This window comes from Marinomonas sp. G8-14 (assembly GCF_055808935.1).
Genome location: NZ_CM147891.1, coordinates 3,475,593 through 3,499,981, shown reverse-complemented (window position 1 = coordinate 3,499,981; position 24,389 = coordinate 3,475,593). Strand labels below are relative to the sequence as shown.

The 24,389-nt window shown below is 45.6% G+C and carries 23 protein-coding genes and 1 pseudogene; 12 read left to right on the top strand and 12 right to left on the bottom strand.

What is annotated here, in order from left to right:
* The first annotated feature begins 144 nt into the window (after positions 1–144).
* On the top strand, positions 145–1,335 hold the full coding sequence (hmpA, locus tag AC0L6V_RS17785) for an NO-inducible flavohemoprotein (RefSeq protein WP_265219693.1): 1,191 nt from the start codon (positions 145–147) through the stop codon (positions 1,333–1,335).
* 91 nt (positions 1,336–1,426) lie between these two features.
* Here the strand turns inward: hmpA and AC0L6V_RS17780 are convergent, their stop codons facing one another.
* Complete coding sequence (locus AC0L6V_RS17780; protein WP_265219692.1) at positions 1,427–2,068, bottom strand: glutathione S-transferase family protein; 642 nt, start codon at positions 2,066–2,068, stop codon at positions 1,427–1,429.
* A gap of 144 nt (positions 2,069–2,212) precedes the next feature.
* On the opposite strand from AC0L6V_RS17780, the gene AC0L6V_RS17775 reads away from it, so the two are divergent.
* A complete protein-coding gene (locus tag AC0L6V_RS17775; RefSeq protein WP_265219691.1) occupies positions 2,213–3,199 on the top strand; it encodes a helix-turn-helix transcriptional regulator in 987 nt (328 codons plus the stop codon).
* A gap of 6 nt (positions 3,200–3,205) precedes the next feature.
* Here AC0L6V_RS17775 and AC0L6V_RS17770 read toward each other — a convergent pair whose 3' ends face one another.
* The 5 genes and pseudogenes from AC0L6V_RS17770 to AC0L6V_RS17750 form a co-directional block, all read right to left on the bottom strand.
* Positions 3,206–4,366, bottom strand: coding sequence for a GNAT family N-acetyltransferase (locus AC0L6V_RS17770; RefSeq protein WP_265219690.1), 1,161 nt, complete (start codon positions 4,364–4,366; stop codon positions 3,206–3,208).
* Between the two features lie 40 nt (positions 4,367–4,406).
* Complete coding sequence (gene aroE / locus AC0L6V_RS17765; RefSeq protein WP_265219689.1) at positions 4,407–5,207, bottom strand: shikimate dehydrogenase; 801 nt, start codon at positions 5,205–5,207, stop codon at positions 4,407–4,409.
* Positions 5,208–5,268: 61 nt separating this feature from the next.
* Positions 5,269–6,211: pseudogene (hemF, locus tag AC0L6V_RS17760) on the bottom strand (oxygen-dependent coproporphyrinogen oxidase).
* Positions 6,212–6,381: 170 nt separating this feature from the next.
* The gene (lpxM, locus tag AC0L6V_RS17755; protein ID WP_265219688.1) at positions 6,382–7,320 is read right to left on the bottom strand and encodes a lauroyl-Kdo(2)-lipid IV(A) myristoyltransferase; all 939 of its coding nucleotides are present in this window, start codon (positions 7,318–7,320) and stop codon (positions 6,382–6,384) included.
* Positions 7,321–7,404: 84 nt separating this feature from the next.
* Positions 7,405–7,968: a TetR/AcrR family transcriptional regulator gene (locus AC0L6V_RS17750; protein WP_265219687.1), complete on the bottom strand. Its 564-nt coding sequence runs from the start codon at positions 7,966–7,968 to the stop codon at positions 7,405–7,407.
* A 136-nt stretch (positions 7,969–8,104) separates the two neighbouring features.
* Between AC0L6V_RS17750 and lpdA the strand changes: the two genes are divergently transcribed.
* On the top strand, positions 8,105–9,511 hold the full coding sequence (gene lpdA / locus AC0L6V_RS17745) for a dihydrolipoyl dehydrogenase (protein WP_265219686.1): 1,407 nt from the start codon (positions 8,105–8,107) through the stop codon (positions 9,509–9,511).
* 344 nt (positions 9,512–9,855) lie between these two features.
* On the opposite strand, the gene AC0L6V_RS17740 is transcribed toward lpdA, so the two are convergent.
* Positions 9,856–10,233, bottom strand: a complete 378-nt coding sequence (locus AC0L6V_RS17740; RefSeq protein ID WP_265219685.1) for a hypothetical protein — start codon at positions 10,231–10,233, stop codon at positions 9,856–9,858.
* Between the two features lie 333 nt (positions 10,234–10,566).
* Here AC0L6V_RS17740 and AC0L6V_RS17735 point away from each other — a divergent pair, with 333 nt between their 5' ends.
* From AC0L6V_RS17735 to AC0L6V_RS17720, 4 genes are all read left to right on the top strand, one after another.
* Positions 10,567–11,229, top strand: coding sequence for a TIR domain-containing protein (locus tag AC0L6V_RS17735; RefSeq protein WP_418138466.1), 663 nt, complete (start codon positions 10,567–10,569; stop codon positions 11,227–11,229).
* Between the two features lie 248 nt (positions 11,230–11,477).
* Positions 11,478–12,458, top strand: coding sequence for a dihydrodipicolinate synthase family protein (locus AC0L6V_RS17730; RefSeq protein ID WP_265219683.1), 981 nt, complete (start codon positions 11,478–11,480; stop codon positions 12,456–12,458).
* On the top strand, positions 12,446–13,381 hold the full coding sequence (locus tag AC0L6V_RS17725) for a 4-hydroxyproline epimerase (RefSeq protein ID WP_265219682.1): 936 nt from the start codon (positions 12,446–12,448) through the stop codon (positions 13,379–13,381). The genes AC0L6V_RS17730 and AC0L6V_RS17725 overlap by 13 nt, the downstream gene beginning before the upstream one ends.
* 50 nt (positions 13,382–13,431) lie before the next feature.
* The gene (locus AC0L6V_RS17720; RefSeq protein ID WP_265219681.1) at positions 13,432–14,631 is read left to right on the top strand and encodes an NAD(P)/FAD-dependent oxidoreductase; all 1,200 of its coding nucleotides are present in this window, start codon (positions 13,432–13,434) and stop codon (positions 14,629–14,631) included.
* A gap of 164 nt (positions 14,632–14,795) precedes the next feature.
* Here AC0L6V_RS17720 and AC0L6V_RS17715 read toward each other — a convergent pair whose 3' ends face one another.
* On the bottom strand, positions 14,796–15,371 hold the full coding sequence (locus AC0L6V_RS17715) for a GntR family transcriptional regulator (protein ID WP_418138465.1): 576 nt from the start codon (positions 15,369–15,371) through the stop codon (positions 14,796–14,798).
* Positions 15,307–15,465, bottom strand: a complete 159-nt coding sequence (locus AC0L6V_RS17710; protein ID WP_418138464.1) for a hypothetical protein — start codon at positions 15,463–15,465, stop codon at positions 15,307–15,309. Before AC0L6V_RS17710 ends, AC0L6V_RS17715 begins: the two co-directional genes overlap by 65 nt.
* 290 nt (positions 15,466–15,755) lie before the next feature.
* On the opposite strand from AC0L6V_RS17710, the gene AC0L6V_RS17705 reads away from it, so the two are divergent.
* Positions 15,756–17,222, top strand: coding sequence for an NAD-dependent succinate-semialdehyde dehydrogenase (locus tag AC0L6V_RS17705; protein WP_265219678.1), 1,467 nt, complete (start codon positions 15,756–15,758; stop codon positions 17,220–17,222).
* A 99-nt stretch (positions 17,223–17,321) separates the two neighbouring features.
* Positions 17,322–18,599: a 4-aminobutyrate--2-oxoglutarate transaminase gene (gabT, locus tag AC0L6V_RS17700; RefSeq protein ID WP_265219677.1), complete on the top strand. Its 1,278-nt coding sequence runs from the start codon at positions 17,322–17,324 to the stop codon at positions 18,597–18,599.
* A 68-nt stretch (positions 18,600–18,667) separates the two neighbouring features.
* On the opposite strand, the gene AC0L6V_RS17695 is transcribed toward gabT, so the two are convergent.
* Both AC0L6V_RS17695 and AC0L6V_RS17690 read right to left on the bottom strand, forming a co-directional pair.
* Positions 18,668–19,651 (bottom strand): TRAP transporter substrate-binding protein, encoded by a 984-nt coding sequence (locus tag AC0L6V_RS17695; RefSeq protein ID WP_265219676.1) that lies wholly within the window; start codon positions 19,649–19,651, stop codon positions 18,668–18,670.
* Positions 19,652–19,925: 274 nt separating this feature from the next.
* Positions 19,926–20,108, bottom strand: coding sequence for a hypothetical protein (locus AC0L6V_RS17690; protein ID WP_409418848.1), 183 nt, complete (start codon positions 20,106–20,108; stop codon positions 19,926–19,928).
* A gap of 106 nt (positions 20,109–20,214) precedes the next feature.
* Between AC0L6V_RS17690 and AC0L6V_RS17685 the strand changes: the two genes are divergently transcribed.
* On the top strand, positions 20,215–21,075 hold the full coding sequence (locus AC0L6V_RS17685; RefSeq protein ID WP_265219675.1) for a LysR substrate-binding domain-containing protein: 861 nt from the start codon (positions 20,215–20,217) through the stop codon (positions 21,073–21,075).
* A gap of 120 nt (positions 21,076–21,195) precedes the next feature.
* Here the strand turns inward: AC0L6V_RS17685 and AC0L6V_RS17680 are convergent, their stop codons facing one another.
* Positions 21,196–22,134, bottom strand: coding sequence for a LysR family transcriptional regulator (locus tag AC0L6V_RS17680; RefSeq protein ID WP_265219674.1), 939 nt, complete (start codon positions 22,132–22,134; stop codon positions 21,196–21,198).
* A gap of 335 nt (positions 22,135–22,469) precedes the next feature.
* Here AC0L6V_RS17680 and AC0L6V_RS17675 point away from each other — a divergent pair, with 335 nt between their 5' ends.
* Both AC0L6V_RS17675 and AC0L6V_RS17670 read left to right on the top strand, forming a co-directional pair.
* A complete protein-coding gene (locus tag AC0L6V_RS17675) occupies positions 22,470–23,984 on the top strand; it encodes a HAMP domain-containing methyl-accepting chemotaxis protein (RefSeq protein WP_418138463.1) in 1,515 nt (504 codons plus the stop codon).
* Positions 23,866–24,360 (top strand): methyl-accepting chemotaxis protein, encoded by a 495-nt coding sequence (locus AC0L6V_RS17670; RefSeq protein ID WP_321160351.1) that lies wholly within the window; start codon positions 23,866–23,868, stop codon positions 24,358–24,360. The genes AC0L6V_RS17675 and AC0L6V_RS17670 overlap by 119 nt, the downstream gene beginning before the upstream one ends.
* Positions 24,361–24,389: the final 29 nt, after the last annotated feature.

The following is a 24,389-nucleotide window of genomic DNA, read 5'->3' as shown; positions in this document are numbered from 1 at the left end:
ACCTTTATAATTAAGAGTCATATTGACTCTTTTTTTAATAAATAAAACATAAAGCATTGATTTAAAATACTATTTTTGGTTTGGCACACACTTCGCACTATAAGAGTTAACAAGCTTTATTCACCCCTTTAAAAGGACACAAATATGTTAACTCAACACCATATAGATACAGTAAAAGCCACTATCCCACTTCTTGCTTCTGCAGGGACTGCGATTACTGAGCATTTCTATCAACGCATGTTTTCTCACAACCCTGAGCTAAAAGATGTGTTCAACATGACCCATCAAAGAACGGGCGGTCAGCCTGCGGCTTTATTTAATGCCATCGCGGCGTACGCAACACACATCGATAACCTAGAGGTATTAACTGGCGCTGTGATGCGCATTGCTCATAAGCACACCAGCTTTAATATCCAACCAAATCAGTACGACATCGTTGGTCATCACCTCATTGAAACCTTACGTGAACTGGCTCCAGAAGCGTTCACCAAAGACGTAGAAGAAGCTTGGGTAGCGGCTTACACTCAGTTGGCTGAAATATTTATCAAAGTCGAAGGCGATCTGTATAAAGAGCGTGCCGCGCAACAAGGTGGCTGGAAAGATTTTCGTCGCTTCCGTGTTGCCTCCAAAACACCTGAATCCGATTTGGTCACCAGCTTTGTGTTTGAGCCAGTCGATGCTGGCGCAGTGATCGACTACCAACCCGGCCAATACTTGGGCGTTAAGTTACATCCAAAAGGCAATGAGTTCGATGAGATACGTCAATACTCTCTATCAACCGCGCCAAATGGTAAAAATTATCGTATCAGCGTCAAACGTGAAGGAACGGGCGATATCAAAGGGGTTATGTCGAACTACCTACACGATCATTTAAACATTGGGGACGAAATAGAAGTCATGCCACCAGCAGGGGATTTCGTATTCAAAGACAAGCAAACACCTGTGGTACTGATTTCTGGTGGCGTTGGCTTAACACCCATGCAAGCCATATTGGATACACTCGCCAAACAGCAATACAGCCACCCAGTGAGCTATTTACACGCTTGTGTGCACCAAGATCAGCATTCCTTTAAAGACCACGTAAACGGTCTGAAAAACCAACTAAACTTATTGGTTCATACTTGGTACGAACAAGCTGACAGTGAAGAAGAGGGCGTATCAAAAGGCATGATGCAGCTAGATGCGATAAAAGACAGCTTACCGCTGACAAATGGCGAGTTTTACTTATGCGGCCCAGTTGGCTTCATGATGTTTGTTAAGCAGCAATTATTAACCCTAGGGATAAAAGCAGATCGTATTCACTACGAATTATTCGGCCCGCATCAGGAAGTGTGATAGTTAACCCCTCCGAACTCTCCCCTTAGGAAACAAAAGGGGAGGGAACCGAGAGCCTAAGCACCTACCCTCGTTGAGGACAAGGAGGCCATTAAACGTCTTGGGCAAGCTTCAGCGTTTGGTCTTGCTGTTCAACGTAAATAAACGCTGGACGTGAGGTAATACGTTCTATGTAGGCGTCTACCACTGGATTCGTCGTAATCAGCCCAAACATACGACACCATTTCAAACTCAATCCCCAAAGAATATCGACAGCGTAAAACTCTTCTCCCAGTAAATAAGGGCCTTTGGCAATTTGATCGAATACAGTTTTTAGCATCTTATCAAAACTACCATAAGATGATTGTGAAGCCTCAACGGGAGGACGATTAAAAGCTTTATCAATCACAGCTGGCTCAAAACTACTCCCTTGGTAGGCCATCCAACGGAGATACGCACCGCGCTTCGGGTCATTTAAGGCTGGCGCCAAGCCCTTTTCGAGAAATAAATCGGCTAAATACAGATAGCAGGCGACTTGTTCCGTTACCACGGTACCATTATGAACAAGGGTTGGAAATTTGCCTAAAGGGTTTATCGCCAAAAACTCTGGTTGCTGATTTTCGCCTGCTTTGAAATTCAACACTGTCATCTCATAGGGTATGTCCAATTCCTCCAGCAATACCCTAACACCAGAACCACGGGTTTCTGGGGCATGATAAAGGGTAATAATGTCTTTATTGTGGATGCTGTTCATATTGATTAACTCCAAATAGGTTAAGAGAAATAGTGGTGACTACATGAACAAGATTAGAGGTAAAACCTGACACCTTGTGTCAGGTATTTAATTTATACTGATAAAATCAGCACCACGACGTATTGGTACCTAAAGGAGCACCCCATGCGAGCCAGCCGCATCCTAAAACTGTTGATGACCTTGCAGACCCATGAAAAAGTAACGGCTCGCACCTTGGCCGATATTTGCGAAACCTCGGTACGCACCGTATATCGCGATATAGATGCACTAAGCGCTATTGGGGTGCCGGTTTATAGCGAGCAAGGCGTACAGGGTGGCTATCGGCTCTTACACGGTTACCGTACCCGTTTAAACGGACTGTCCGCTAAAGAGGCAGAAACACTGTTTCTAGCAGGGCTGGCTGGCCCAGCCCAAAAGATGGGATTGGAGGCAACGCTGGCTGACGCACAACTGAAGCTAAAAGCCGCCTTACCAGACACGGTTCGGCACGAAGCAGAACGCCTACAAAGTCGATTTTTACTGGACACGCCCAATTGGTTTTCGGATGACGAAAAAGCCGAGCACCTACCTCAACTGATGACTGCCGTGTTAGAACAACGAAAAATTGTCATGCGTTATCAGAGCTGGAAAGGAAAAAGTGAACGCCAAGCAAACCCTTTAGGTGTGGTTTTAAAAGGCGGGCAATGGTATTTGATCGCGCAAGTTGATCAGGATATTCGAACCTATCGAGCATCCCGTATTGATACATTAACGCTATCCAGTGACACATTTGAACGACCCGATGACTTTAATTTAGTGGCATTTTGGCAAGCCAGTTTGCGACGAGTGGAAGCCATTCAGTTTCCCTTAATAGCTGAGGTTCGTATCACCGCCCTGGGTGTGAAAATCATGGAATTTATTTGTGCATCCTACGTGATCAAAAACGCCAAAATAGAGCCAATGGATGAGTCTGGCTGGCATCGCGCTCACATCCCTGTTGGGGAAGCTTCACATGGTTGTTATGAGCTTTTGCGCTTTGGGCCAGAACTGGAAGTCATCGGCCCACCTGAATTGAGGGCAGAAATGGAGAAAATGGTGTCATCCTTGGCGAGGCTTTATCAACAAGATGCGGCTCGCTCTTTAAGCAATTGAATAAATTCAGGTTTCTTGCTTAAACGGCAACATTTCTTGGGTGTCTTGATGGTACTCACGCACGGCTTGGGCTTCTTCTTCGCAGAAGTTACCAATAGCGTCACGGAAGCCTTCGTGGGCGATGTAGTGGATGCTGTGGCTGAACACAGGTTCGAACCCACGGGCGATTTTGTGTTCCCCTTGAGTGCCCGGATCAAAATGCTGTAGCCCTTTTTCTAGGCAAAATTCGATGCCTTGGTAATAGCAGGCTTCAAAGTGCAGGCAATCGACTTCTTCCATACAGCCCCAGTAGCGGCCATACAATGAGTGATCGTCAAAGAAACACCAAGACGCAGCGATGGCTTCGTCACCTCTGAAAGCTCGCACCAAGAGGATTTGTTCGCCCATGTCTTGCGCTAATTGGCCGAAGAATTCGCGGGTGAGATAACCTTGCTGGCCACGTTTGGCGTAAGTAGATTGATAGCACAGATAGAAAAAATCGATGTCGGCTGGGGTTAAATCGCGGCCCAGTGTGCGCGTGAGCTGAATCCCCGCTTGCGCCACCTTCTCACGCTCTTTTCGTGCGGTTTTGCGTTTGCGTGAAGAGAAGTGGGACAAGTAATCTTCCATGTCTTTATAACCACGGTTAAACCAGTGGAACTGACAGGAAATACGCTGTACCAGATCTTTGTTTGATGCAAACAAGTCTGCGTGTTCTGGCTTGGTAAACAACAAATGCCAGCTGGAAAAGTCGCGTTCTTGATTCGCTTGGGTCATTAACTCCGCAAGTGCTGGGTACAGATGCGAGAACTGTACATCATCGCCTTTTGGATCAAGGTGAGAGAAGATCCGTAGGCCCGTCACAGGGGAAAAAGGTATCGCCCAAATGCGCTTAGGAAAGTAGCGCATACCGTAACGCTGGTAAGCATCCGCCCACGACCAATCGAAAACAAATTCGCCTTGTGAGTGGGTTTTCAAATAGGTTGGGGCGATAGCCAACGGGCTGTCATCGTCGTCCATCACCAGCAAATACTCTGGATACCAGCCAGTGCCATCGCCAATGCTTTTGCTTTGCTCTAACGCCTGATGGAAGGCAAATTGCGCAAACGGATATCGCGTGTCTCCAATAGTCTCTTGCCATTTGGCTTCGCCTATTTGATCAACCGAACTGAACCATTGCGCTTTCATACCGCTTTCCTTTCTCCGCTGATTGCTCATATCGCCAGATTTACATCTGTTGGCGCATTGCCTCAACTAAGCTGGCTGTTTCAGGACGCACTTGGCGCCACAAATAGAACGCTTCTGCGGCTTGTCCCACCAGCATACCTAAGCCATCAGCTCCTTCGGCACCATGCTCGTGTGCCCACTGCAAAAACACCGTTCGCTCTTTGCCATACATCATGTCGTAGCACCATGTTGCTGAATTTATTAGCTCATCTTTTAATGGCGGTAAACTACCAGACAAGCTCGCTGAAGTACCGTTAATGATGATATCAAAAGGGCCTTCTAGCGCTTCGAAAGACGACGCCAGACAATCAAATTGATCAGCTAAAACCTGGGCTTTTTCAAGAGTACGATTGGCTATGGTGACAGATTCTGGATTCTCCGCCAAAACAGGCTCAAGCACGCCACGCACCGCGCCGCCTGCTCCCAGAATCAATATCCGTTTGTCCGTTAGGCTCTGCTGATGATTCTCTATGATGTCACGAACCATGCCCACACCGTCGGTATTGTCGCCGAACAGGTCGCCATTTTTGCCCATCATGAGAGTATTCACGGCGCCAGCTTGCTTAGCTCGCTGACTGAGAATATCGCACATAGCATAAGCACGCTCTTTAAACGGTACGGTAATATTTAGGCCTTTGCCGTCTTTTTCAAAAAAATCTCTCACTTGGTTTTCAAATTCAACAAGATCACCAAGCAAGGTCGAATACATCAAATTTTGTCCCGTTTGCTGAGCAAAATAACCATGAATACTAGGCGATTTACTGTGAGCAATCGGATTTCCGACAACCGCGTATTGATCCAAAATATGTCCTCTTGTGTTGAAGTTCAAAGCGCAATGCTAAAATACGAAACCTAACGAAACACTAAACCCAAAGCCAATCTTTTGAGGTTAAAAAATACTCGGTGAGTTTGGCTTCGTCGCTGTCGGCCTCAACGTGATATTCATACGTCCAACGCACTTCTGGCGGCAATGACATCAGGATAGATTCTGTACGACCCAAACCACTTTGTAGACCAAAATGCGTGCCTCGGTCGAACACCAAATTGAACTCCACATAACGTCCACGACGATGTAATTGGAAATCACGCTGTTGCTCATTGAACTCATGGTCTTTTCGACGTTCCAAAATAGGCAAATACGCTGGTGTAAAAGCATCACCTACGGATTTCATCATGCCGAAGCAATGCTCAAAAGAACCTTCATTAAAGTCATCAAAGAACAAACCACCAATGCCACGGGAACTCACCGCGATGTTTCAGATAGAAGTATTCATCACACCATTTCTTAAAACGCGTGTAATAGCCTTCACCAAAGGGTTCCACCGCATCGTAAGCCGTTTGATGCCAATGAATGCAGTCTTGATCAAAGCCATAGTAAGGCGTTAAGTCAAACCCTCCACCAAACCACCAAACAGGCGCCATATCGTCTTTATAAACAACAAACAAACGCACGTTAGCATGGGACGTTGGGGCAAAAGGATTGTTGGGATGAATAACAAGCGACACCCCCATGGCTTCGAATCGGCCACCCGCCAATTCAGGACGATCAACGGTCGCTGACGGCGGCAAGTTATCGCCCATCACATGAGAGAAGTTCACGCCGCCTTTTTCTATTACCTCGCCACCCGCAATCACCCGAGTACGCCCTCCGCCGCCATTAGGGCGATCCCAAGCGTCTTCTTTGAAACGCACCGTGGGTTCGACGCTTTCTAATGCTGAGCATATATGATCTTGAAGAGACAGCAGATAATCTTTAACTGCCTGAACATCAAGGCGAGTTACCGTGGCAGATGAGCTTACAGACATAACATGCTCCATCAAGTCTTCTCTTAAAAAATAGCTTTTAAAAACGACGTTTAAAAATATTAAAAAATGGCTAAGCCTAAATAGTTGTGCTCCAGTTTACCACTGAAAAAACACTTATCGCGAAAGAAGTTATTCGCCAATTCTTACACTGAATCACAAGCAAAGGGTTACTAATAAAGACGAGAGCCATCAGGACGCGTACGCAATAAGTTCAGCACCCACATATATTGCTCAGGATGCTTAGAAATCATGGCTTCAAGGGCTTGGTTCATAACCAGCGCATCGGTTTCTTCATTCCCCGTGGGAAAGTTTTCTAAGGCAGGAAAAATGAATAACTCGTATTTACCGGAGGTTGCATTGTAAGCCGGTAACATAGGCACAACAGTGGCATTGGTGAGTTTCGTCAACTTACCTAAACCTTTCATTGTGGCCTTGGTTGACGCAAAAAACGGCGTAAAAACAGAATGCTGGACCCCCAAATCTTCATCCGGTAAGTAATAACCAAGATAGCCATCTTGCACGTCTCTCATAAAGGGCTTAATACCACTACTACGACAGTAAACACGAGCACCGTAACGTACTCGCTGACGATGAATTAACCAATTAAAAATAGGGTTCTTCTGGATGCGGATCATGGCGACGGTTTTATGACCTTGTGCGGTCAGCATAATTCCCGCGTAGTCAATCGCCCAACAATGCGGTACAAGGGCAATCACATTGTCGCCGCGATTCAACAACGGAAAGAGATGCTCCTGACCAGAAATAACACAGCGATCCTCGCAATGCTGCTTGCTACGTACGAGCAATTCGCCATAGGCAACAAAATACTGCGCCGCCGTCTGAAAGCTCTGCTTAAGCAAAGCTTCGCGTTCTTCCAAAGATTTTTCCGGAAAGCATTGCTCTAAATTTAAACGCGCTCTTTTTAGCGCCCCACTTTTCGAGTGGAGCAATTTGCAGGCTATTTTACTTGCTAATTTGTCTCGCCAACGCAAAGGAAAAAACGCCATCAACAGCGAACACAATACCCCCAACCAAGTGAGCCAAAAACGTGGGTGGAGGAACCGCCATTGAAAGGTCGGGTTGTATAAATGCTTATCGGCTGAACTCATTTAGCAACATTTCGCATGAATTGTGGAAGCTTTATAATACATTAATCCTAAGGCGCCTTAAATTGATATCTTTTCTCTTCTTTTTCAATCACAACGCTTACGCCAACTTGATAGGGCATGATCGAAAAAGACGGGCTGATTTGTACCTTGTACCAAAATCGATGCGCCATGCAAACACGCTAACAATTGACTGGCTTGCATTAACGCCGTGTCTTCATCTGTCTGATCCAAACGCGCAAACACCTGACTCAACCAAGTAAGTTTCAGCTGATAAAACACAGATAACTCTGTGCAAACCTCGTCTGGCAAGATCGATTTGTCAGACGTCAGCATGGTACACAAGCTCATATTGCGCTGTTCAACGATCTTGGCTTTAAAACCATTGATAAAACCATTTAACAACACCCGAGGATCGAGTCTTTCATCCTTTGGGTTTGGCAGTAATTGCGAAAATAGCTCAGTGTAACGCGCCATCACAGCGGCCACTAAATCCCCCTTGGTCGGATAGTGATAGTGAACACTTGCACTCTTGATACCAACCGCTTCGGCGATGTCGCGAAAACTGAATGCGTTATAACCGCCTTGCACAATAAAACGCTCAGCAGCGTCCAAGATGTTTGTTTTAGTATCGTTTTTCTCAATGCTCATTCGGGTGTCTCATTATTTCATCTATCTAGTGATAGATATTTTATTGACCCATCGTAAATCCACAAGTTATATTTAATCTATCTAGTGATAGGTAGAAAAGCCATATTTCACAGAACATCATTGCAGGAGAGAAAGAATGACATACGATCTCGTTGTACTAGGAAGCGGTCCTGGCGGTTATGCGGCGGCGTTTCGAGCTGCCGATTTAGGCTTAAGCGTTGCCATGATAGAACGTCATAATACATTGGGCGGCGTTTGCTTGAACGTTGGCTGTATCCCGTCTAAAGCGCTGCTGCATGTGGCGGGAAAAATCCTCATGACTGAAGAACCTGCTCACGGCGTACAATTTGCCAAGCCAACCATTGATCTGGATGAGATCCGTCACCATAGACAATCCACGGTCGACACACTCACCAGCAACTTGGCATTGATGGCGAAAGGAAGAAAGGTCACCGTCCTTCATGGGGAAGGGACTTTCGATTCGACCAACTCCATCACCGTCACCAAAGACGGACAGTCACAACAAGTCGATTTTAAAAACGCCATCATCGCCGTTGGTTCCCGCGCCATTAAATTGCCGTTTGTGCCTTATGACGATCCACGGATTTTAGACGCCACCAGCGCTCTACAACTCGAACGCATTCCAGAACATTTACTCGTCCTTGGCGGCGGCATTATTGGCGTGGAAATGGCCACGGTTTACCAAGCGCTTGGCGCAAAAATTACCGTCGCGGAACTTGGCGAGCAAATCATGACCGGCGCAGACAAAGACCTCGTGCGTGTCTTCGAGCAAGTCAACAAAGATCGTATGAGTTTTTTAACCAAAACCCAAGTCACTAATATAGAAGCCACACCAGAAGCCTTGAACGTCACCATGCAAGACAAAGATGGCGAGCGAAGCCTTTCAGTGGATGCCGTGCTGGTCGCCGTTGGTCGCTCGCCGAATGGCAAAACCGCGGGTATTTCCGACATCGGCGTCAAATTAGACGAACGTGGTTTTGTACTGACAAATGAAAAGTGCCAAACATCTGTACCCAATATCTATGCGATTGGCGACGTCACTCACGGCCCTATGTTGGCGCACAAAGCGTCCCATCAAGGCCATACCGCCGCTGAAGTCATTGCGGGTCACAAGGTTGATTTCCAACCACTCGCCATTCCGTCCATCGCTTATACCTTTCCAGAAGTGGCCTGGGTTGGTTTAACCGAAACAGAAGCAAAAAAACAAAACATCGCCATAAAAACCGCCGTTTTCCCATGGACAGCAAGCGGCCGCGCCATTGCCTCTGGCGTGACTCAGGGTAAAACCAAACTCATTTATGACGAAGCAACAGAACACGTCTTAGGCGCTGGCGTTGTGGGTTCCCATGCGGGAGAATTACTCGGTGAACTGACACTCGCCATTGAATTCGGCGCCACACTGGAAGACATCGCCTTAACCATTCACGCTCACCCAAGCCTACACGAATCCGTCGGCTTAGCGGCAGAACTCGGCGCTGGAACGATTACCGACATGCCGAATAAAAAAGCAAAGAAAACTTAATGATTACAGAGGCTCTTTACGTGAACAACCTATGGTTGTTCACGTACCGTCATTTCCACGAAGGAGGGTGTCGTTAAAGGTAGCGAGCATGTTTTGTAGGCCTGATGAGGGAGGTACAACCGTGATCAGGCATGTAACATTCTTTAGCATACAATTGTTTGATTTATATTGCTTTTTTTGTAGGTCGTGGCTTTAGCCCGACAATACGTAATTTGTCGTGGCGAGTTTTTTGTCGGCATAAATGCGCGACCTACAAGATCAACGGAAGTCGTTTAACAACAACCTTCTCTGGAACGACAAGAATATTTCCTTATGATGAAACACGATAATTAAAAAATCAAAGTTCAACTCACATACACGATATGTTGCTCGTCATCATAACTAAAATTGAGAACTATATGGATTTGGCTTTCCTCAAGATGCAGCTTAGAAACCAGGTCAAACGTGCCGTTTTCGGCTTTTTTCGCAAAAATCTTTAACTGCTTTTCCAACATCACCCAAGCAACGTCATCCCTTGAGTCATCGAAATTATCGCCTGCTCTAGAAGTCGTCCGAAGCCAACGGAAATACACTAGTGAATTCGTTTTAATATCCACACGATCACCAGCGTCCGAGGCGACATAACGCAATTCATATAGGGAAAGCTGTTGTTTTAAATACACTTTCCATTGCTGCATAAACTGATCTAAATAGGACAAAAAAACCTCTTCTAACTTAACCACGTTAATCCTTTCTATCTTTTAGGTTACTAGTGCTTCTCGTAGTCTGTTGTCGTAAAGACAATCGATAAAAGGACTTTACTAAACAAAATATTGCCGAATAAGAAAACGAAAAGTTTAAGTATCTAGTTCAAGTATTTTATATATAAGGCTTCTACTGGACAAAACTGGATGTAGATTTTCAGCTTGATGGCATTAAGCATCCAAAAAATATCCGCTCTAAGCATGGCACGAGAGGGAAGATGATCCAGCACAGCTGTCTTACGTATATTTTTCTTGTAGGAAAAGAATAATCATTTTATTGTGAATAAAGCATAAGCCTTTTTAGGAATCAACATGGCAGAGATCAACTGGGAAGAGTTTGGAAAGTTAATTAATTCAAAGCGTAAAGAGAAAGATATCAGCCAATCAACTTTAGCTAAAGATATCGGAGTATCTCAGCCTGTTATATCCTTACTAGAAAGAGGAAGCCCAATAGGTATCAATGAAGAGCGCATTGACTTACTTAAGAGCAAATTAGATATTTCCGATAGCGAAATTCCACAAAAAGAGAAAGTAAAAGTATCAACTAAACGAAAACGAGCCTTTATAAGCTATTCGCATAAAGACAAAACTTACTTTGATCGACTTGCTGTACATCTAAAACCCCTTGAGAAAAAAGGTCTTATAGAAGCTTGGAGCGACACCAGAATCTCTGCCGGAGAGTTATGGAAGACAGAGATAAGTAAAGCTTTGGATCAGGCTCAAGTGGCTGTACTTTTAATAAGCGCCGATTTTCTCGCGTCAGACTTTATTGTTGACAACGAACTGCCTCCTCTTTTAGAAAAAGCTAAAAGTGATGGCGCAACTATTATCCCAGTCATTTTGAAGCCATGTCGTTTTGTACGAGAAGAAACACTTGCAAAATTTCAAGCTATAAATTCACCTGAGGAACCATTAATAGCTGCCAGTGAACATGAAAGTGAGTCTCATATACGATGCAGTAGCAGAGCGAATTGAATCATTGCTCTAACATATCAAATTACTATTGCAAACGTCCCAGTTAGAAGAGAGCTCATCGGTTTTAAAGAAAGCTAAGTTTGTCGCTTAGCTCTTGCCTTCTATACTTCATCATCAACTTACTCTTAAATCATCTGAATTGACGCCAAATCTAATTGACTACTTTTTGCACTAGGCGTATTTTGGATACAAAATCCATTTTTACTTTTTGCTAGTAAAATCCTTCAAATTCATAAAAAAGGTCGCGAATGATGGGTCGTTCTGTTTTAGATGTGAGTGTTTTCAACGGTATCATGCCGGCGCTGATGACGCCTTGTAAGGCGGATCGTACGCCAGATTTCGATAACTTGGTGAAGAAGGGCAAGGAGATGATGGCGGCGGGGATGTCGGCGGTGGTGTATTGCGGTTCTATGGGCGATTGGCCTTTGTTGACCGATGCAGAACGCATGGAAGGCGTGGAGCGCTTAGTGAATGCAGGCATTCCTGTGGTCGTCGGCACGGGGGCGATTAATACCAAATCCGCGGTGGCCTTGGCGGCGCACGCGGAAAAAGTCGGTGCGGCGGGTTTGATGGTGATTCCTCGTGTGCTGTCTCGTGGCTCGGTGATTGCCGCGCAACGTAACCACTTTAAAGCGATTTTATCCGCTGCGCCCTCCATTCCAGCGATTATCTACAACAGCCCTGTGTATGGTTTTGAAACCCGTGCGGATTTGTTTTTTGCGCTACGTGCTGAGCATAAGAATCTAGTTGGCTTTAAAGAATTTGGCAGCAAAGAAGCCTTGCGTTATGCCGCAGAGAATATCACCTCCCAAGACGATGATGTTTTGCTCATGGTGGGGGTGGATACGGCGGTCTACCACGGTTTTGTCAAATGCGGCGCGGTGGGTGCCATCACAGGGATTGGTACAGCGTTGCCAAACGAAGTTTTGTTACTCGCAAACTTATGCAAACTTGCTGCTCAAGGCAACGCAGAGGCTCGCGTTCGCGCCCAAGAATTAGAAGAAGCGTTTTCCGTTTTGGCCAGTTTCGACGAAGGTCCCGAGTTAGTCTTATTCTTCAAATATTTGCTTGTCTTAAACGGCGAAGAAGCGTATCGATTACACTTCAACGAGACAGACGAGCTGAACGCTGCGCAACGTCGTTACTGTGAAGAGCAATATTCTCTCTTCAAAAACTGGTTCGCAGATTGGAAGAAACAAGGTGGAGTAATAGATACATGCAAGTCATAGACAGTCATACGGAAGGTGAACCCACCCGCGTTATTGTGTCTGGTGGGCCAGATTTGGGTTCTGGCTCATTGGCAGAACGCGCCAAGATATTAGCCACAGAGCATAAGGATTTTTATCGTTCCGTGGTAGCCGAACCCTATGGACAAGAAGCCATGGTGGGCGTGATGCTGGTAGAGCCTGTTAACCCTGAATGCGTGGCAGGTGTGATTTATTTCGACGCTGCAGCCGTCATCGGTATGTGCGGTCACGGCACCATTGGCGTGGCTGCCACGTTAGCTCACATGGGCAAAATTGATATAGGTACTCATAAGATTGAGACGCCCGTCGGTGTGGTTGAAGTCACTTTGTCTGATGCCAATACAGTGACCGTGAAAAACGTCGCCAGTCATCGTTTGCAGAAAGATGTCACGTTAGATATTGATGGTATAGGTACAGTTTCTGGCGATATTGCTTATGGCGGAAACTGGTTCTTTATCGTCGATAAAAGCCCTGTTCCTGTGGTTCCAAGTAATATTCGCAACCTCACTGACGTTTCGATCAAAATTCGTGAAGCCATTGAAGCAAAGCAATTAACAGGTACAGATGGCGGCATCATTGATCACATTGTTCTTTATGGACCAGCTTTGAACAAAAACGGCCACAGCCGTAACTTTGTTTTGTGTCCAGACAATGCTTATGATCGCTCCCCTTGTGGCACGGGAAGCTCCGCCCGTTTGGCGTGTCTAGCAGCGGATAATCGCCTTGCGCCCGGCGAAGAAATTATTCAAGAAAGTACCATTGGCAGTAGTTATCGTTTGAGCTATCAGCAAGTAACAAACGATTCCATTATTCCAAATATTACCGGACAAGCGTTTGTCACTAAAGAAGCCACGTTAATGATGAACCCCAACGACCCGTTGAAGAATGGCATTAGCTTGTCTTAATAGATTCTTCAAAGTCACAAAATAGCTTAGCGATAATGGGTGAAACCGAAATGGACAGTACAAAAAATCAGGATGTGATTGTAATTGGTGCCGGAATCATAGGCATTAGCATTGCATTAAAACTGCAATCCGAAGGCCGACAAGTGCTGGTGTTGGATCGAAAAGGCGTCGCTGCAGAAACCTCTGCGGGTAATGCTGGCGCCTTTGCTTTTGCCGATGTCATTCCGCTGGCAACACCTGGCATTATGCGCAAAGCACCAAAATGGTTAATCGACCCTCTTGGCCCCTTATCACTGCGACCGGCTTATGCACTGAAAATCCTTCCTTGGATGTTGCGTTTCTGGCGCGCCAGTTGGCAGGATAAATACCAAGCATCACTCGCGGCACAAGCCAGTTTAATGGCGGTTTCCAAGGCGGCGTTGGAGCGCCAAATCGACGCGGTAGGTGGCGAAGCCATGATCCGCCGAGAAGGGCAGTTGCAGCTGTATGAAGGCGAAGCAGAATTCAGTGCCAGTCTTGCCGGTTGGCAAACTCGACAAGCGCACGGCGTCGTCTATGAGTTTTTACTTAGTTCAGAAGCCATCGCCAAAATCCAACCCGGCATTCACCCTAGATTCACCCATGCGGCCTTTACCCCAGAATGGATAAACGTCTGCGATCCTGCCCAATGGACTCAGCACTTGGCCAACGAGTTTGAAAAACGTGGCGGTAAAATCGTCATCGCGTCGATTCATTCCATTGATTTGAAAGACAATTTTGTCAATTTGAAAAGTGATTCGGCCGATTATGAAGCCAATCAAGTGGTACTTTGTGCTGGTGCTTGGTCAAAAATTTTAGCGCAATCTATTGGCGACAGTTTGCCATTGGATACCGAACGAGGGTACAACACGACACTGCCATCTGGCGCATTCGATTTAAAGACGCATATTACGTTTAGCAATCATGGCTTTGTGGTGACCAAAATAGGTGAAGGCGTACGTGTTGGCGGCGCGGTTGAACTAGGTGGATTGGACTTAAAACCCAACTTTCAACGGGCTGAAATCTTGCTTGATAAAGCGAAAACATTTTTACCTGGTTTAAAAATCGAAGACGGAAAACAATGGATGGGCTTTCGTCCTTCCATGCCTGACAGCTTGCCCGTCATAAGCTATGCCAGCCGCTCTAAACGCGTGATTTACGCGTTTGGACATGGCCATTTAGGGCTTACTCAATCGGCGGGAACCGCTGAGACTCGTCGCGGCGCTTGTTAGTAATGGCACACCAGACATTGATCTTACACCGTTTTCAGCGAATCGGTTTTAACCACTTCTAAGGTTTTTTGTCGTGCTTTAGCGCGTCAAGGGCTTTGATTTGGTGTTATCAGGTTTTTGACGGCCTGAAGGCCGACCAACATTAGAAAGCAGTTTGGAGAGCTTCAACTTCGAGCTGCGGTAATCCATTCGAGTACTTGGATCTTGGTGTTTTCGATATGAGAGCGTAATTTATCAGCCGCGCTTTGTACATTACCTTGCCGAGCTAAAGCAAGAAGATCACTATGATCTTGTTGCGCACTTTTTGATTTATTCAGCTGATCGATGTGCATACTCACATAACGATTGGATTGTAAGCTGGCACGCTCTAATAAATTGGTCGTTAACTTTCGATCCGCGGCCGCATAAAGCGCACCATGAAACGCGGCGTTTAACGGCCCCCACGCTGCAACATCGCCACTTTGGTATGAGACTTCCATCTCTTTTAGAATACTCTCGCAAAGCTGAAAATGTTCGTCTTGCATTAAGGGAATAGCACGAGTGAAAAGATCCACTTCTAGCATCATTCGCACATCAAAGATTTCGGCAATTTCATCAAGAGAATGCTTGGTGACCGTAGCACCGCGATTATTGGTAAAAACCACCAGCCCCTCAGCATCAAGGCGTTTTAATGCTTCACGAATCGGCATGCGCGACACATCGTATTCTTCTGCCAACAACTCCTGACGAATGAGGCTCACCTTCCGCAAGGTCACCAGACAAAATACGCTGACGTAAATCCGCCGCAATAATATCGGGAAAACTCTGACGAACCACCGCTCTTTTCTGCGCCAATCTACTACCCCTTCGCGAGCTAAACACTTCGTAATCAAAAGTGTGGAATATTGACTATTATACGCAAAAGCGCCGCTAACGTGAGGTTAGCGACACTTTTTTTCGTCTTTCACTCATGATGACAGACGCTAACAAGATGCATCAATGTTTGAAAAATATCAAACATTGAATTGATAGCTTCTCATTTTTCAAACTGTGGCCATTGCCTACTATCGATTGGTATTAAAAGTGCTAAGTTAATAACACACTGCACTGACAAATTATCCTCCTTAGCCAAGTCTGGAGTCTTTATGAAAGCAATACTATCTCAGACCACTTTGTTGAAAAGCCAATCTTATATTGGCGGCGAGTGGGTCGCGGCCAAGTCTGGTAAGACGTTCGCGATAACCAACCCAGCCAATGGTGAACACATTATCGATGTGGCCGATTTGGGCGCAGAGGAGACAACGCTGGCCGTTGAGGCGGCTGAAAAAGCCCAGAAAGAATGGCAAGGCCGTACAGCGAAAGAACGTGCAACGCTTTTGCGCCGTTGGAACCAGCTTATTTTAGACAACCAAAACGACTTAGCGACCTTGATGACCTTGGAGCAAGGTAAGCCTTTTGCCGAAGCCAAGGGCGAAGTGGCTTACGGTGCGTCTTTTATTGATTGGTTTGCGGACGAAGCGCGTCGTTTGAATGGTGATGTGATCCCAACATTCGCTAAAGACAAGCGCGTATTAACGATCAAACAAGGCATTGGTGTGGTAGCGGCGATTACGCCTTGGAACTTTCCGATTGCGATGATCACCCGTAAAGCCGGACCGGCACTCGCTGCAGGCTGCACTATCGTAATCAAGCCTTCTGACGAAACTCCACTTTGCGCCTTGGCGCTGGCCGAGTTAGCACACCAAGCAGGTATTCCTGCAGGGGTATTGAATGTGGTGGTGGGCAAAGATGCCAAAGCCATTGGCGGTGTATTAACGAGCCACCCAACGGTTCGTAAGTTGTCTTTCACAGGCTCAACACCAGTAGGCAAATTGTTGCTTTCTCAGTGCGCGCAAACGGTCAAGCGTACATCGATGGAGTTGGGCGGTAACGCACCTTTCATCGTGTTTGATGATGCCGACCTAGATGCTGCGGTAGAAGGCGCCATTGCCTCTAAATACCGCAATGCAGGCCAAACTTGCGTGTGTGCAAACCGTATTTTGGTACAAGAAGGTGTGTACGATGCGTTCGCCGAGAAGCTTGCGAAGCGTGTTGCCACTTTCAAAACAGGCGATGGTTTTGCAGAAGGCGTGAACATTGGTCCGCTAATCAATCCAGCGGCAATCAGTAAAGTGGAGCAATTGGTTGGCGATGCTATCGCTAAGGGTGCAAAAGCTCTGATCGGTGGTACAAAGGCGACTCATGCGGGCGCTCAGTTCTTCGAGCCAACCATTTTAACTGGCGTGACGGAAGACATGGACATTTTCTCTAACGAGATTTTTGGTCCTGTTGCGCCTTTGTTCAAATTTAAAACCGAAGACGAAGCCGTTGCCATGGCAAACAATACCCCATTTGGTTTGGCGTCTTACTTCTATTCCCAAAATATTGCGCGTATTTGGCGTGTGTCTGAAGCCTTAGAATACGGCATGGTGGGCATCAATGAAGGCATTATTTCCAGTGAAGTAGCGCCATTCGGCGGTGTTAAAGAATCGGGCAGTGGCCGTGAAGGTTCCCAATACGGCATCGACGAATACGTTGAAATTAAATACTTGTGCATGGGCGGCTTGGCGTGAGGCTCCACCTCACACAGCCTCTCTAATATTGATTAACAAGCGGAGCAACCGCGCCGCTTCATGTGCATAGAGCTTGCTCTCATTAAGGTAATAGACAAAATGAAAAACGCAGACATACAAAAACGTAAAGAAAGTGCGATCGCTCGCGGTCAAGCTAATATGGCGCCGGTTTATGTTGACCGTGCTTTAAACGCTGAAATTTGGGATGTGGAAGGCAAGCGTTATATCGATTTCGGTGCAGGTATCGCCGTGGTAAACACCGGCCATAACCACCCGAAAGTGAAAGCGGCGACCATCGCTCAAATCGAACGTTTTACTCACACCTGCGTCATGGTCAGCCCATACGAATCCGCGGTGGCCTTAGCAGAAAAGTTAAACGCAGCAGCGCCTGGTAACACACCGAAGAAATCTATCTTCGTCACCACAGGTGCGGAAGCGGTAGAAAACTGCGTCAAGATCGCGCGTGCACACACTGGCCGTCCTGGCATCATTGCTTTCAACGGTGGCTACCATGGTCGTACCAACATGACCATGGGCTTAACCGGTAAAGTGAACCCTTACAAAATCGGTTTTGGTCCTTTCCCAAGCGACATTTTCCATGTTCCTTACCCAAATGACTATTTAGGAATCACCGAAGAGCAAGCACTTGCTGACCTGCAATTGCGCTTTACTTGTGATATCGAGCCTTCTCGCGTGGCGGCTATCATTATCGAGCCAGTACAAGGTGAGGGTGGTTTCTACAAGGCGTCTACCAGCTTCCTACAGACACTTCGTAAGCTATGTGATGACCATGGCATATTGCTAATCCTTGACGAGATCCAATCAGGTTTTGCGCGCACTGGCACCATGTTCTGCCACGAACAAGCGGGCATTGAAGCGGATCTGATGACCACGGCAAAAGGCATCGCTGGCGGTGTACCGTTAGCCGCTGTGGTGGGTAAAGCCAATATTATGGACGCGCCAATTCCTGGTGGATTAGGTGGCACTTACGGTGGCTCTCCGGTTGGTTGTGCCGCTGGTCTTGCTGTATTTGAAGTCATTGAAGAAGAAAAACTGTGCGAGCGTGCCACGCAAATCGGTACACGCTTTGTTGAGCATCTGACGGCATTACAAGCGGAATTTCCAAATATTATCGGTGATGTGCGTAACTCTGGCGCCATGATTGCGGTGGAATTCGTTCACGATGGCGACGTCAACAAACCTTACCCAGAACTGGCTAAAAAGCTGTCTGGTAAAGCGTCTGAAAATGGTCTAGTGCTTTTGTCTTGCGGTATTCGCGGTAACGTTATCCGTTTCTTACCAGCTTTGACAATTGAAATGGAACTGATCGACGAAGGTATGGAAATTTTCAAAACCTGTTTTAAAGCGCTGGTTTAAGCAAATCTCGTTAATGAAACAAAAAAACCGGCCTTGGTAAAATAAGGCCGGTTTTTTATTCTCGTATTTTATTGTGGCAAATAGCTATTTACCCTGTCTTGAAGCTGCAGAACTCGATCAAGAGGCACACCTTTCACCTGCTGATGCATATCCGACAACGCAGACTTAAAAGTCGATAAATCCTCTTCTGTCGGCTCATACACCTCAATGCCTGCGGCTATAAGCGATTGTTTCTGGACAGTGTCAGATTGATTCACCCAATGAAACACGTCTTTTTGAGCTTCAATGGATGATTCGGTAAACTGTTTTTGCTCGTCGGTTGATAAATTGTCCCACCAATACTGGGAAGCCAAAGCCAGACGCGCAGACATAATGATTTTTGCGTCGGTAAAATAGTGCAAAAGGTCGGTTTGATTAAACATTAATGGAACAGATGAAGCGTTAATATAACCATCTACAATACCGGTTTTTAGCGCGTTTGAGACTTCTGAAAGCGGCACAACTACACCACTTGCGCCCATCATTTGAAACATACTTAATTGATTTGAATCTAACGCCCGCATACGCAAACCCACCATATCACTGACAGTCGCAATGGGCTTTTCACTGTTAAAAATACCCAAAAAAGCGCCTGTTGGTAACACCGCTAATACACGCAACCCCTCACTGGCAAGACGCTTATTGATTTCATCAAGATAATCGCTTTTTGCAAAAAAGTGGTACTGATGGTCCACATTTCTAAAGGTATAGGGGAGTTGTAACACCTGCATTTCAGGTACAAACTGTGTCGCCGCAGAATACCTAGACAAAGAAACATCCAAGGTACCTGAACGAACACGACTAAGACGCTCTTCTTCACTGCCAACTGTATCTCGAGGAAATAGGTTGATTTGCCAGCCTTTTTCTTTCAACGTCTGAGCTAGATTATCAATATACCGATAGCTGCCCGAATTTTCTCTATCAGGATCGGTATCCAAGGCAACGTTTACTGATGCTGCATTAATAGAACAAGCAAACAACATCATAGCCGATGTGACAATTATTTTTTTCATGGCAAAGCCCTAGTCTAGACGGTTATCTGATCTTGATAATTAACCCAAGATGATGCCTGCGTTACTACTCTATTCTCACTATTTCGACACAGGGAATCAATTCATCAAAGTATAGAAGTAAAAGACGACACAATACGAAGAAATCTGACTTTACGCCCACTTTTTTTCGTCAAAAATAGCAACTTAACACTGGCTAAAAGACAGCGCAAAAATACAAGCATCATAAGCTTATCTTTAAAATCCTGGTTTTTATCACTAGGTTTTCTAGATAGGATTAAGAGTCACGCTCCGAATAGGGTGGCAAACCAATATCTCTTTTTAGATACTCCGGCATATACTGAGACTTCAAATGAAAATCTCGAATCTGACGACGTCTTTTATGCTGAACACACCTTTTTTTAAAGACGACATGTGCATCGACTATTTTTGCATTTAACCACAGTAATAACGTCCACATACCCAAACCTCCTGTTGATAAGGACTTTATTGTGTCGCCAAAAAGAGGTAAAAACGAACGCTATATTCTTACAGGTTAGATTAGAAAATCTTATGGACTATGTTTTATGAGCAATCGAGTCACCCACCTAAAAGCCGCACATTATTTCTCTGTTGCAAGCCAGACATTAAGTTACACAAAAGCCGCAAAGCAGCTACATGTTTCTCAAGCTGCTGTAAGCCAGCAAATTCGTTTATTAGAAGATTATCTAGGTGTGCCGCTGTTTTATCGTTCTGGTCGTGATATGCGCCTAACTAGCCAAGGGCAAGTCCTCGCGGAGCACCTAGAACAAGCGTTTGAGCACATAGGAAAAGGCTTAGAAAGCGTCAAACTCGAACCCGTTGAAGGAACATTGCTTGTCTCTGGGTTACAAAGTTTTGTGTCTTTATGGTTGATGCCAAGATTGTGGCGCTTCTCAGATCGTCAAAAAGACATCACCGTAAAACTCTTCTCATCAGACGAGAGCAGAGACATACATGCTGGCAAAATAGATGTTGGTATCGATGATAATCAGCATCTAACGGTCGATAGAGCAGATACGGTGAAACGAACACTCATATCATCTGACATAATCCCCGTTTGCTCGCCATCTTTAGCCGCAAGAATTGGCTTATTTCAACCTACAGATTTATTAAAGTGTTGGATGATCCAGGTAGACGATTCGTCTTATCAATGGAAAACGTGGTTTGAAGAACTGGCGATTTGCCCCATTCGCAATAAAAGCATTCTATGGGCAGAAGTGAATTCTTGGTACATGGGAATCAGCGCGGTAAAAGCTGGCCATGGCGTCTTTTTATGCCCGAAATTCATGGTTCAAAAAGAACTTGATGAAGGAACCCTCGTCCAAGCCTATCCAAAAGCGTTAGATACTAAAATTGAGTTTTATGCTTACTACGCCAAAAACTCGCCGCGAAGAGCCTCGAATTGAAGCCTTTGTCGATTGGCTAAGAGAAGAAAGTGACGGACAAAACAGTAACGAGATAACAACAAAGCCACATCAGCCACTGCCTTGGCCTTAAAAAATCAGATACAGTCTTATTAAAAATCATTAATAAGGTGCAGAAATTAGCTCTTCTACCGTCTGGTGCAACACTTTAAGAAATAATTCTCGCGGTTTATTAGGTTGGGTGGTTTTCTTACAAATCACGGCAACGCCGAGTGTGTAAGAACGACGGTCTGGGGCGACAGCCACGATTTTCCCCGATTCCACGTAAGGTGCGGCATAGAGTTCTGGCAAGAAGCCGATGTAACGACCGGACAGAATCAAAGCCAGACGACTGTCGTAGAAATACGAGATAGCGGTGAGGTTCATATGGGAAATCTGTTCGCTGACCGCTTCATGGGGTTTTAATCCAGCGTGAGTAGCAGGGTATTTGTCGACTTTTTCGTCTTGGTCTTCAACAGACATGGTTGCTAATGGATGACCCTTACCGCAATACAGATAACAATCGTCGCTGTATAAATGCACGTAACTTAAGCCGTCCAGTTTACGATGATAAGGGATAAAACCAATGTCTGCTTCGTCATTCAGAATCATGCGCTCGATGTTCGACATGGAGGCTACATTGGTGGTGATAGACACTTCTGGTGCTTCACTCGAAAAACGCTGGATCATTTCAGGGAAATGACTACGAGGATCAAGACTCACTTTATCGGAAAGGGCAAGACGCAGTTTGCCAGTTAAGCTGGCATTTAGGTTGTTTACTGTGGTTCGAAAGGCATCTAATGATTCGAGTAGGTTTTCCGTCATCTTATAAATAATGACACCTTCTTCCGTCAGCGAAAATCCACCACGGCCACGTTTACACAAGACTAGGTTCAAGCGGGCTTCTAAATTAGATATATGCAGGCTGATGGTTGATCGACCAATATTCAGAGAGGTTTCAGCCGCCGAAAAACCACCGCAATCAACGACCGTTTTAAAGACTTTTAGTTGTTTGATCTCATAGTCACCGACTTGCCCCAGTGAGTAGTTTTTAACACTCATCGCCGCTCCCCATATGTCCCATCATAATTTAGTTCGTTGATTCTCTAACTTTACATTGATTTAAGCGACTTTCATCCCCCTTTCTGCTTCTTTAAGGTAAGAGAGGTCGGTTACCGCAACAAAATGATATTTTGTTCATTCAGGATGATACGTATCCGCTTGGTTATACCCTGAAATGACTTGGCTATGCTCTGAAATAAAACATTGGATACTGGCCTTTCATTTTATTCTTCCAGCACGTTATTTTGGCCTGTTTGTCTTGTTTGATGAACAGGCCTTTTTTGTCATTTTGATTGCTTCCCTTCTTTTTAGAAAGGGGTCTAAAGGAGGTTGATATGTCCATCGCGTTGTCCGTTCGTCAAAAGCTAATTGCAATCGTTGTGTTAGTCTGTGTTGGCTATGCAGGGTTTGGTGCTTATTCCATTTACAACTTATCGCAGATGTCGAGTGCATCCGACGATGCTACCGAGCTAAGCCGACTCACCAGTGAAGTCAAAGATGTTGAAATTGCGCTCTTAAAAGTTGAGCGCCAAATGACCAGCATATCACCGGATAATGTCGACACGATCAGTGCCACCATAACCAGAATTAAAAATGAAACGGCGGCTGGGTTTAGTATTAGAGCAGATTTACTCGATAAAAAGGGAAAGGCGTTATTAGAAAACAGCCAAGCTTTACAGCCTAATTATTTATCCGCCCTTGAAAGTAATCTGCAAAACTTAACTACTCTCGGATTAAGCAGCAACACCGGCGCGCTGGGGCAATTAAATCAGTCTGCACAAGCCTTGGCTGAACAGCTAAAATCCTTAGCAAGCTTTGCCTCGCTCTTTAAAGAGGTGAGAGCAAAAGAAAAAGACTTTCTTGCGTACAGCGATGCAGAACACCAAGCAAGTCTGCAGGCAGCCATTCAAGCACTCAAAGACAGTGTTAATAACATAGGTTTTGGTGATGTATTTGGACCAATGATTAAAACCTATGAAGATGCACTGGCTCCCGTGATTGCCCTGTCTATTACCCTAAAAGAGCAGCAAAATAAGCTTGCGCTCTTAAGCAACCAATATACACAAGCCATGGATGAGAGTGCTAATTATCTGCAAAACACCTTACTGGTTCAGGCGCAGATACGCTCATCTGAAACCGCTGAGCAAGCACGTCGCTCTTTAATAATCGCCTGTGTCTTACTGGCGCTCGTTATCGGGTTCATTTTGTCGACCGTCATCCGTTCTTTAAATCGCAATCTAACAGCCGTGTTAGCGATTTTAAAAGACGTTGCACAAGGCAAACTGCGTTCACATAAAAATAGCCAGACCTCAACAAATCCAGATGAATTCCAACAGCTCTTTATTGCTTCAAACCAGATGTCCGACAGCTTGCGCTTATTAATTGGCCATTTAATAAGCAGCAACGAGAAGCTAGTATTCACAGCCGATGAACTGGACAGCGGTATTAAAACCATTGTCAGCGGCAGCGAGCGCATTCGTGATCGCAGTAACACCTTGGCGGCCTCAACAGAAGAAATATCCGCGACCGCAGATACCGTTCAATCCATGACGCAGAACGTTCAAAGCGCCGCAAAAGTGGCTTATGAATCCGCAACCAGTGGTGTGAGTGCCATGCGTGATGCCATGACCAGCATCAGCGATGTGGCAGACACCATTCAAGACACCAACGAACGTGTCGCGCGTCTTGGTACGCTGTCTAAAGAGATTGATGTGGTGATTGAGACTCATCGTGGGGGTCGCAGAGCAAACCAGCCTATTGGCTCTCAACGCAGCAATAGAGGCGGCTCGTGCAGGGGAAGCAGGGCGCGGATTCGCTGTGGTTGCCGACGAAGTCAAAACGCTGTCTGAGCAAACGGTTAAAGCATCGGGTAGCATCACCGAGAAAGTCGAAAACATCCAAAAGGAAACGCTGGCAGTCATTGACGCCATGACACTGAGCCTAAATAAAGTCGGTCGCAGTAAAGAGCAGGGCGAAAACGCAGTGAAGACCATTCATCTAGTTGAGCAAAATACCTTAGAGGCGATGAACAATACGCAAGAGATTACTCAAGCTATAAAAGAGGTTGCCTTGACGACAGCACAAATGGCACAAGACATGGACATCATTGCTCATGATATTAAAGACAACCATAACGCCACTCAATCTATCCAAACGGCCAATAAAAATGTTCACCATCAAACAAATGAGCTAGCTCAGCAAATCCAACGTTTTGATATAACCTAAAGCCAAAAAAACCTCCTCAGCACGCAGTT

What these genes read in the sequence shown, in the direction of transcription:
- AC0L6V_RS17775 (WP_265219691.1), top strand. Translation starts at nt 2,213, where the DNA reads ATGCGAGCCAGCCGCATCCTAAAACTGTTGATGACCTTGCAGACCCAT.
- hmpA (WP_265219693.1), top strand. Translation starts at nt 145, where the DNA reads ATGTTAACTCAACACCATATAGATACAGTAAAAGCCACTATCCCACTT.
- AC0L6V_RS17685 (WP_265219675.1), top strand. Translation starts at nt 20,215, where the DNA reads ATGAGCAATCGAGTCACCCACCTAAAAGCCGCACATTATTTCTCTGTT.
- AC0L6V_RS17680 (WP_265219674.1), bottom strand. Translation starts at nt 22,134, where the DNA reads ATGAGTGTTAAAAACTACTCACTGGGGCAAGTCGGTGACTATGAGATC.
- AC0L6V_RS17705 (WP_265219678.1), top strand. Translation starts at nt 15,756, where the DNA reads ATGAAAGCAATACTATCTCAGACCACTTTGTTGAAAAGCCAATCTTAT.
- AC0L6V_RS17690 (WP_409418848.1), bottom strand. Translation starts at nt 20,108, where the DNA reads ATGTGGACGTTATTACTGTGGTTAAATGCAAAAATAGTCGATGCACAT.
- lpdA (WP_265219686.1), top strand. Translation starts at nt 8,105, where the DNA reads ATGACATACGATCTCGTTGTACTAGGAAGCGGTCCTGGCGGTTATGCG.
- lpxM (WP_265219688.1), bottom strand. Translation starts at nt 7,320, where the DNA reads ATGAGTTCAGCCGATAAGCATTTATACAACCCGACCTTTCAATGGCGG.
- AC0L6V_RS17725 (WP_265219682.1), top strand. Translation starts at nt 12,446, where the DNA reads ATGCAAGTCATAGACAGTCATACGGAAGGTGAACCCACCCGCGTTATT.
- AC0L6V_RS17750 (WP_265219687.1), bottom strand. Translation starts at nt 7,968, where the DNA reads ATGAGCATTGAGAAAAACGATACTAAAACAAACATCTTGGACGCTGCT.
- AC0L6V_RS17780 (WP_265219692.1), bottom strand. Translation starts at nt 2,068, where the DNA reads ATGAACAGCATCCACAATAAAGACATTATTACCCTTTATCATGCCCCA.
- AC0L6V_RS17720 (WP_265219681.1), top strand. Translation starts at nt 13,432, where the DNA reads ATGGACAGTACAAAAAATCAGGATGTGATTGTAATTGGTGCCGGAATC.
- AC0L6V_RS17730 (WP_265219683.1), top strand. Translation starts at nt 11,478, where the DNA reads ATGATGGGTCGTTCTGTTTTAGATGTGAGTGTTTTCAACGGTATCATG.
- gabT (WP_265219677.1), top strand. Translation starts at nt 17,322, where the DNA reads ATGAAAAACGCAGACATACAAAAACGTAAAGAAAGTGCGATCGCTCGC.
- AC0L6V_RS17695 (WP_265219676.1), bottom strand. Translation starts at nt 19,651, where the DNA reads ATGAAAAAAATAATTGTCACATCGGCTATGATGTTGTTTGCTTGTTCT.
- AC0L6V_RS17770 (WP_265219690.1), bottom strand. Translation starts at nt 4,366, where the DNA reads ATGAAAGCGCAATGGTTCAGTTCGGTTGATCAAATAGGCGAAGCCAAA.
- AC0L6V_RS17675 (WP_418138463.1), top strand. Translation starts at nt 22,470, where the DNA reads ATGTCCATCGCGTTGTCCGTTCGTCAAAAGCTAATTGCAATCGTTGTG.
- AC0L6V_RS17735 (WP_418138466.1), top strand. Translation starts at nt 10,567, where the DNA reads ATGGCAGAGATCAACTGGGAAGAGTTTGGAAAGTTAATTAATTCAAAG.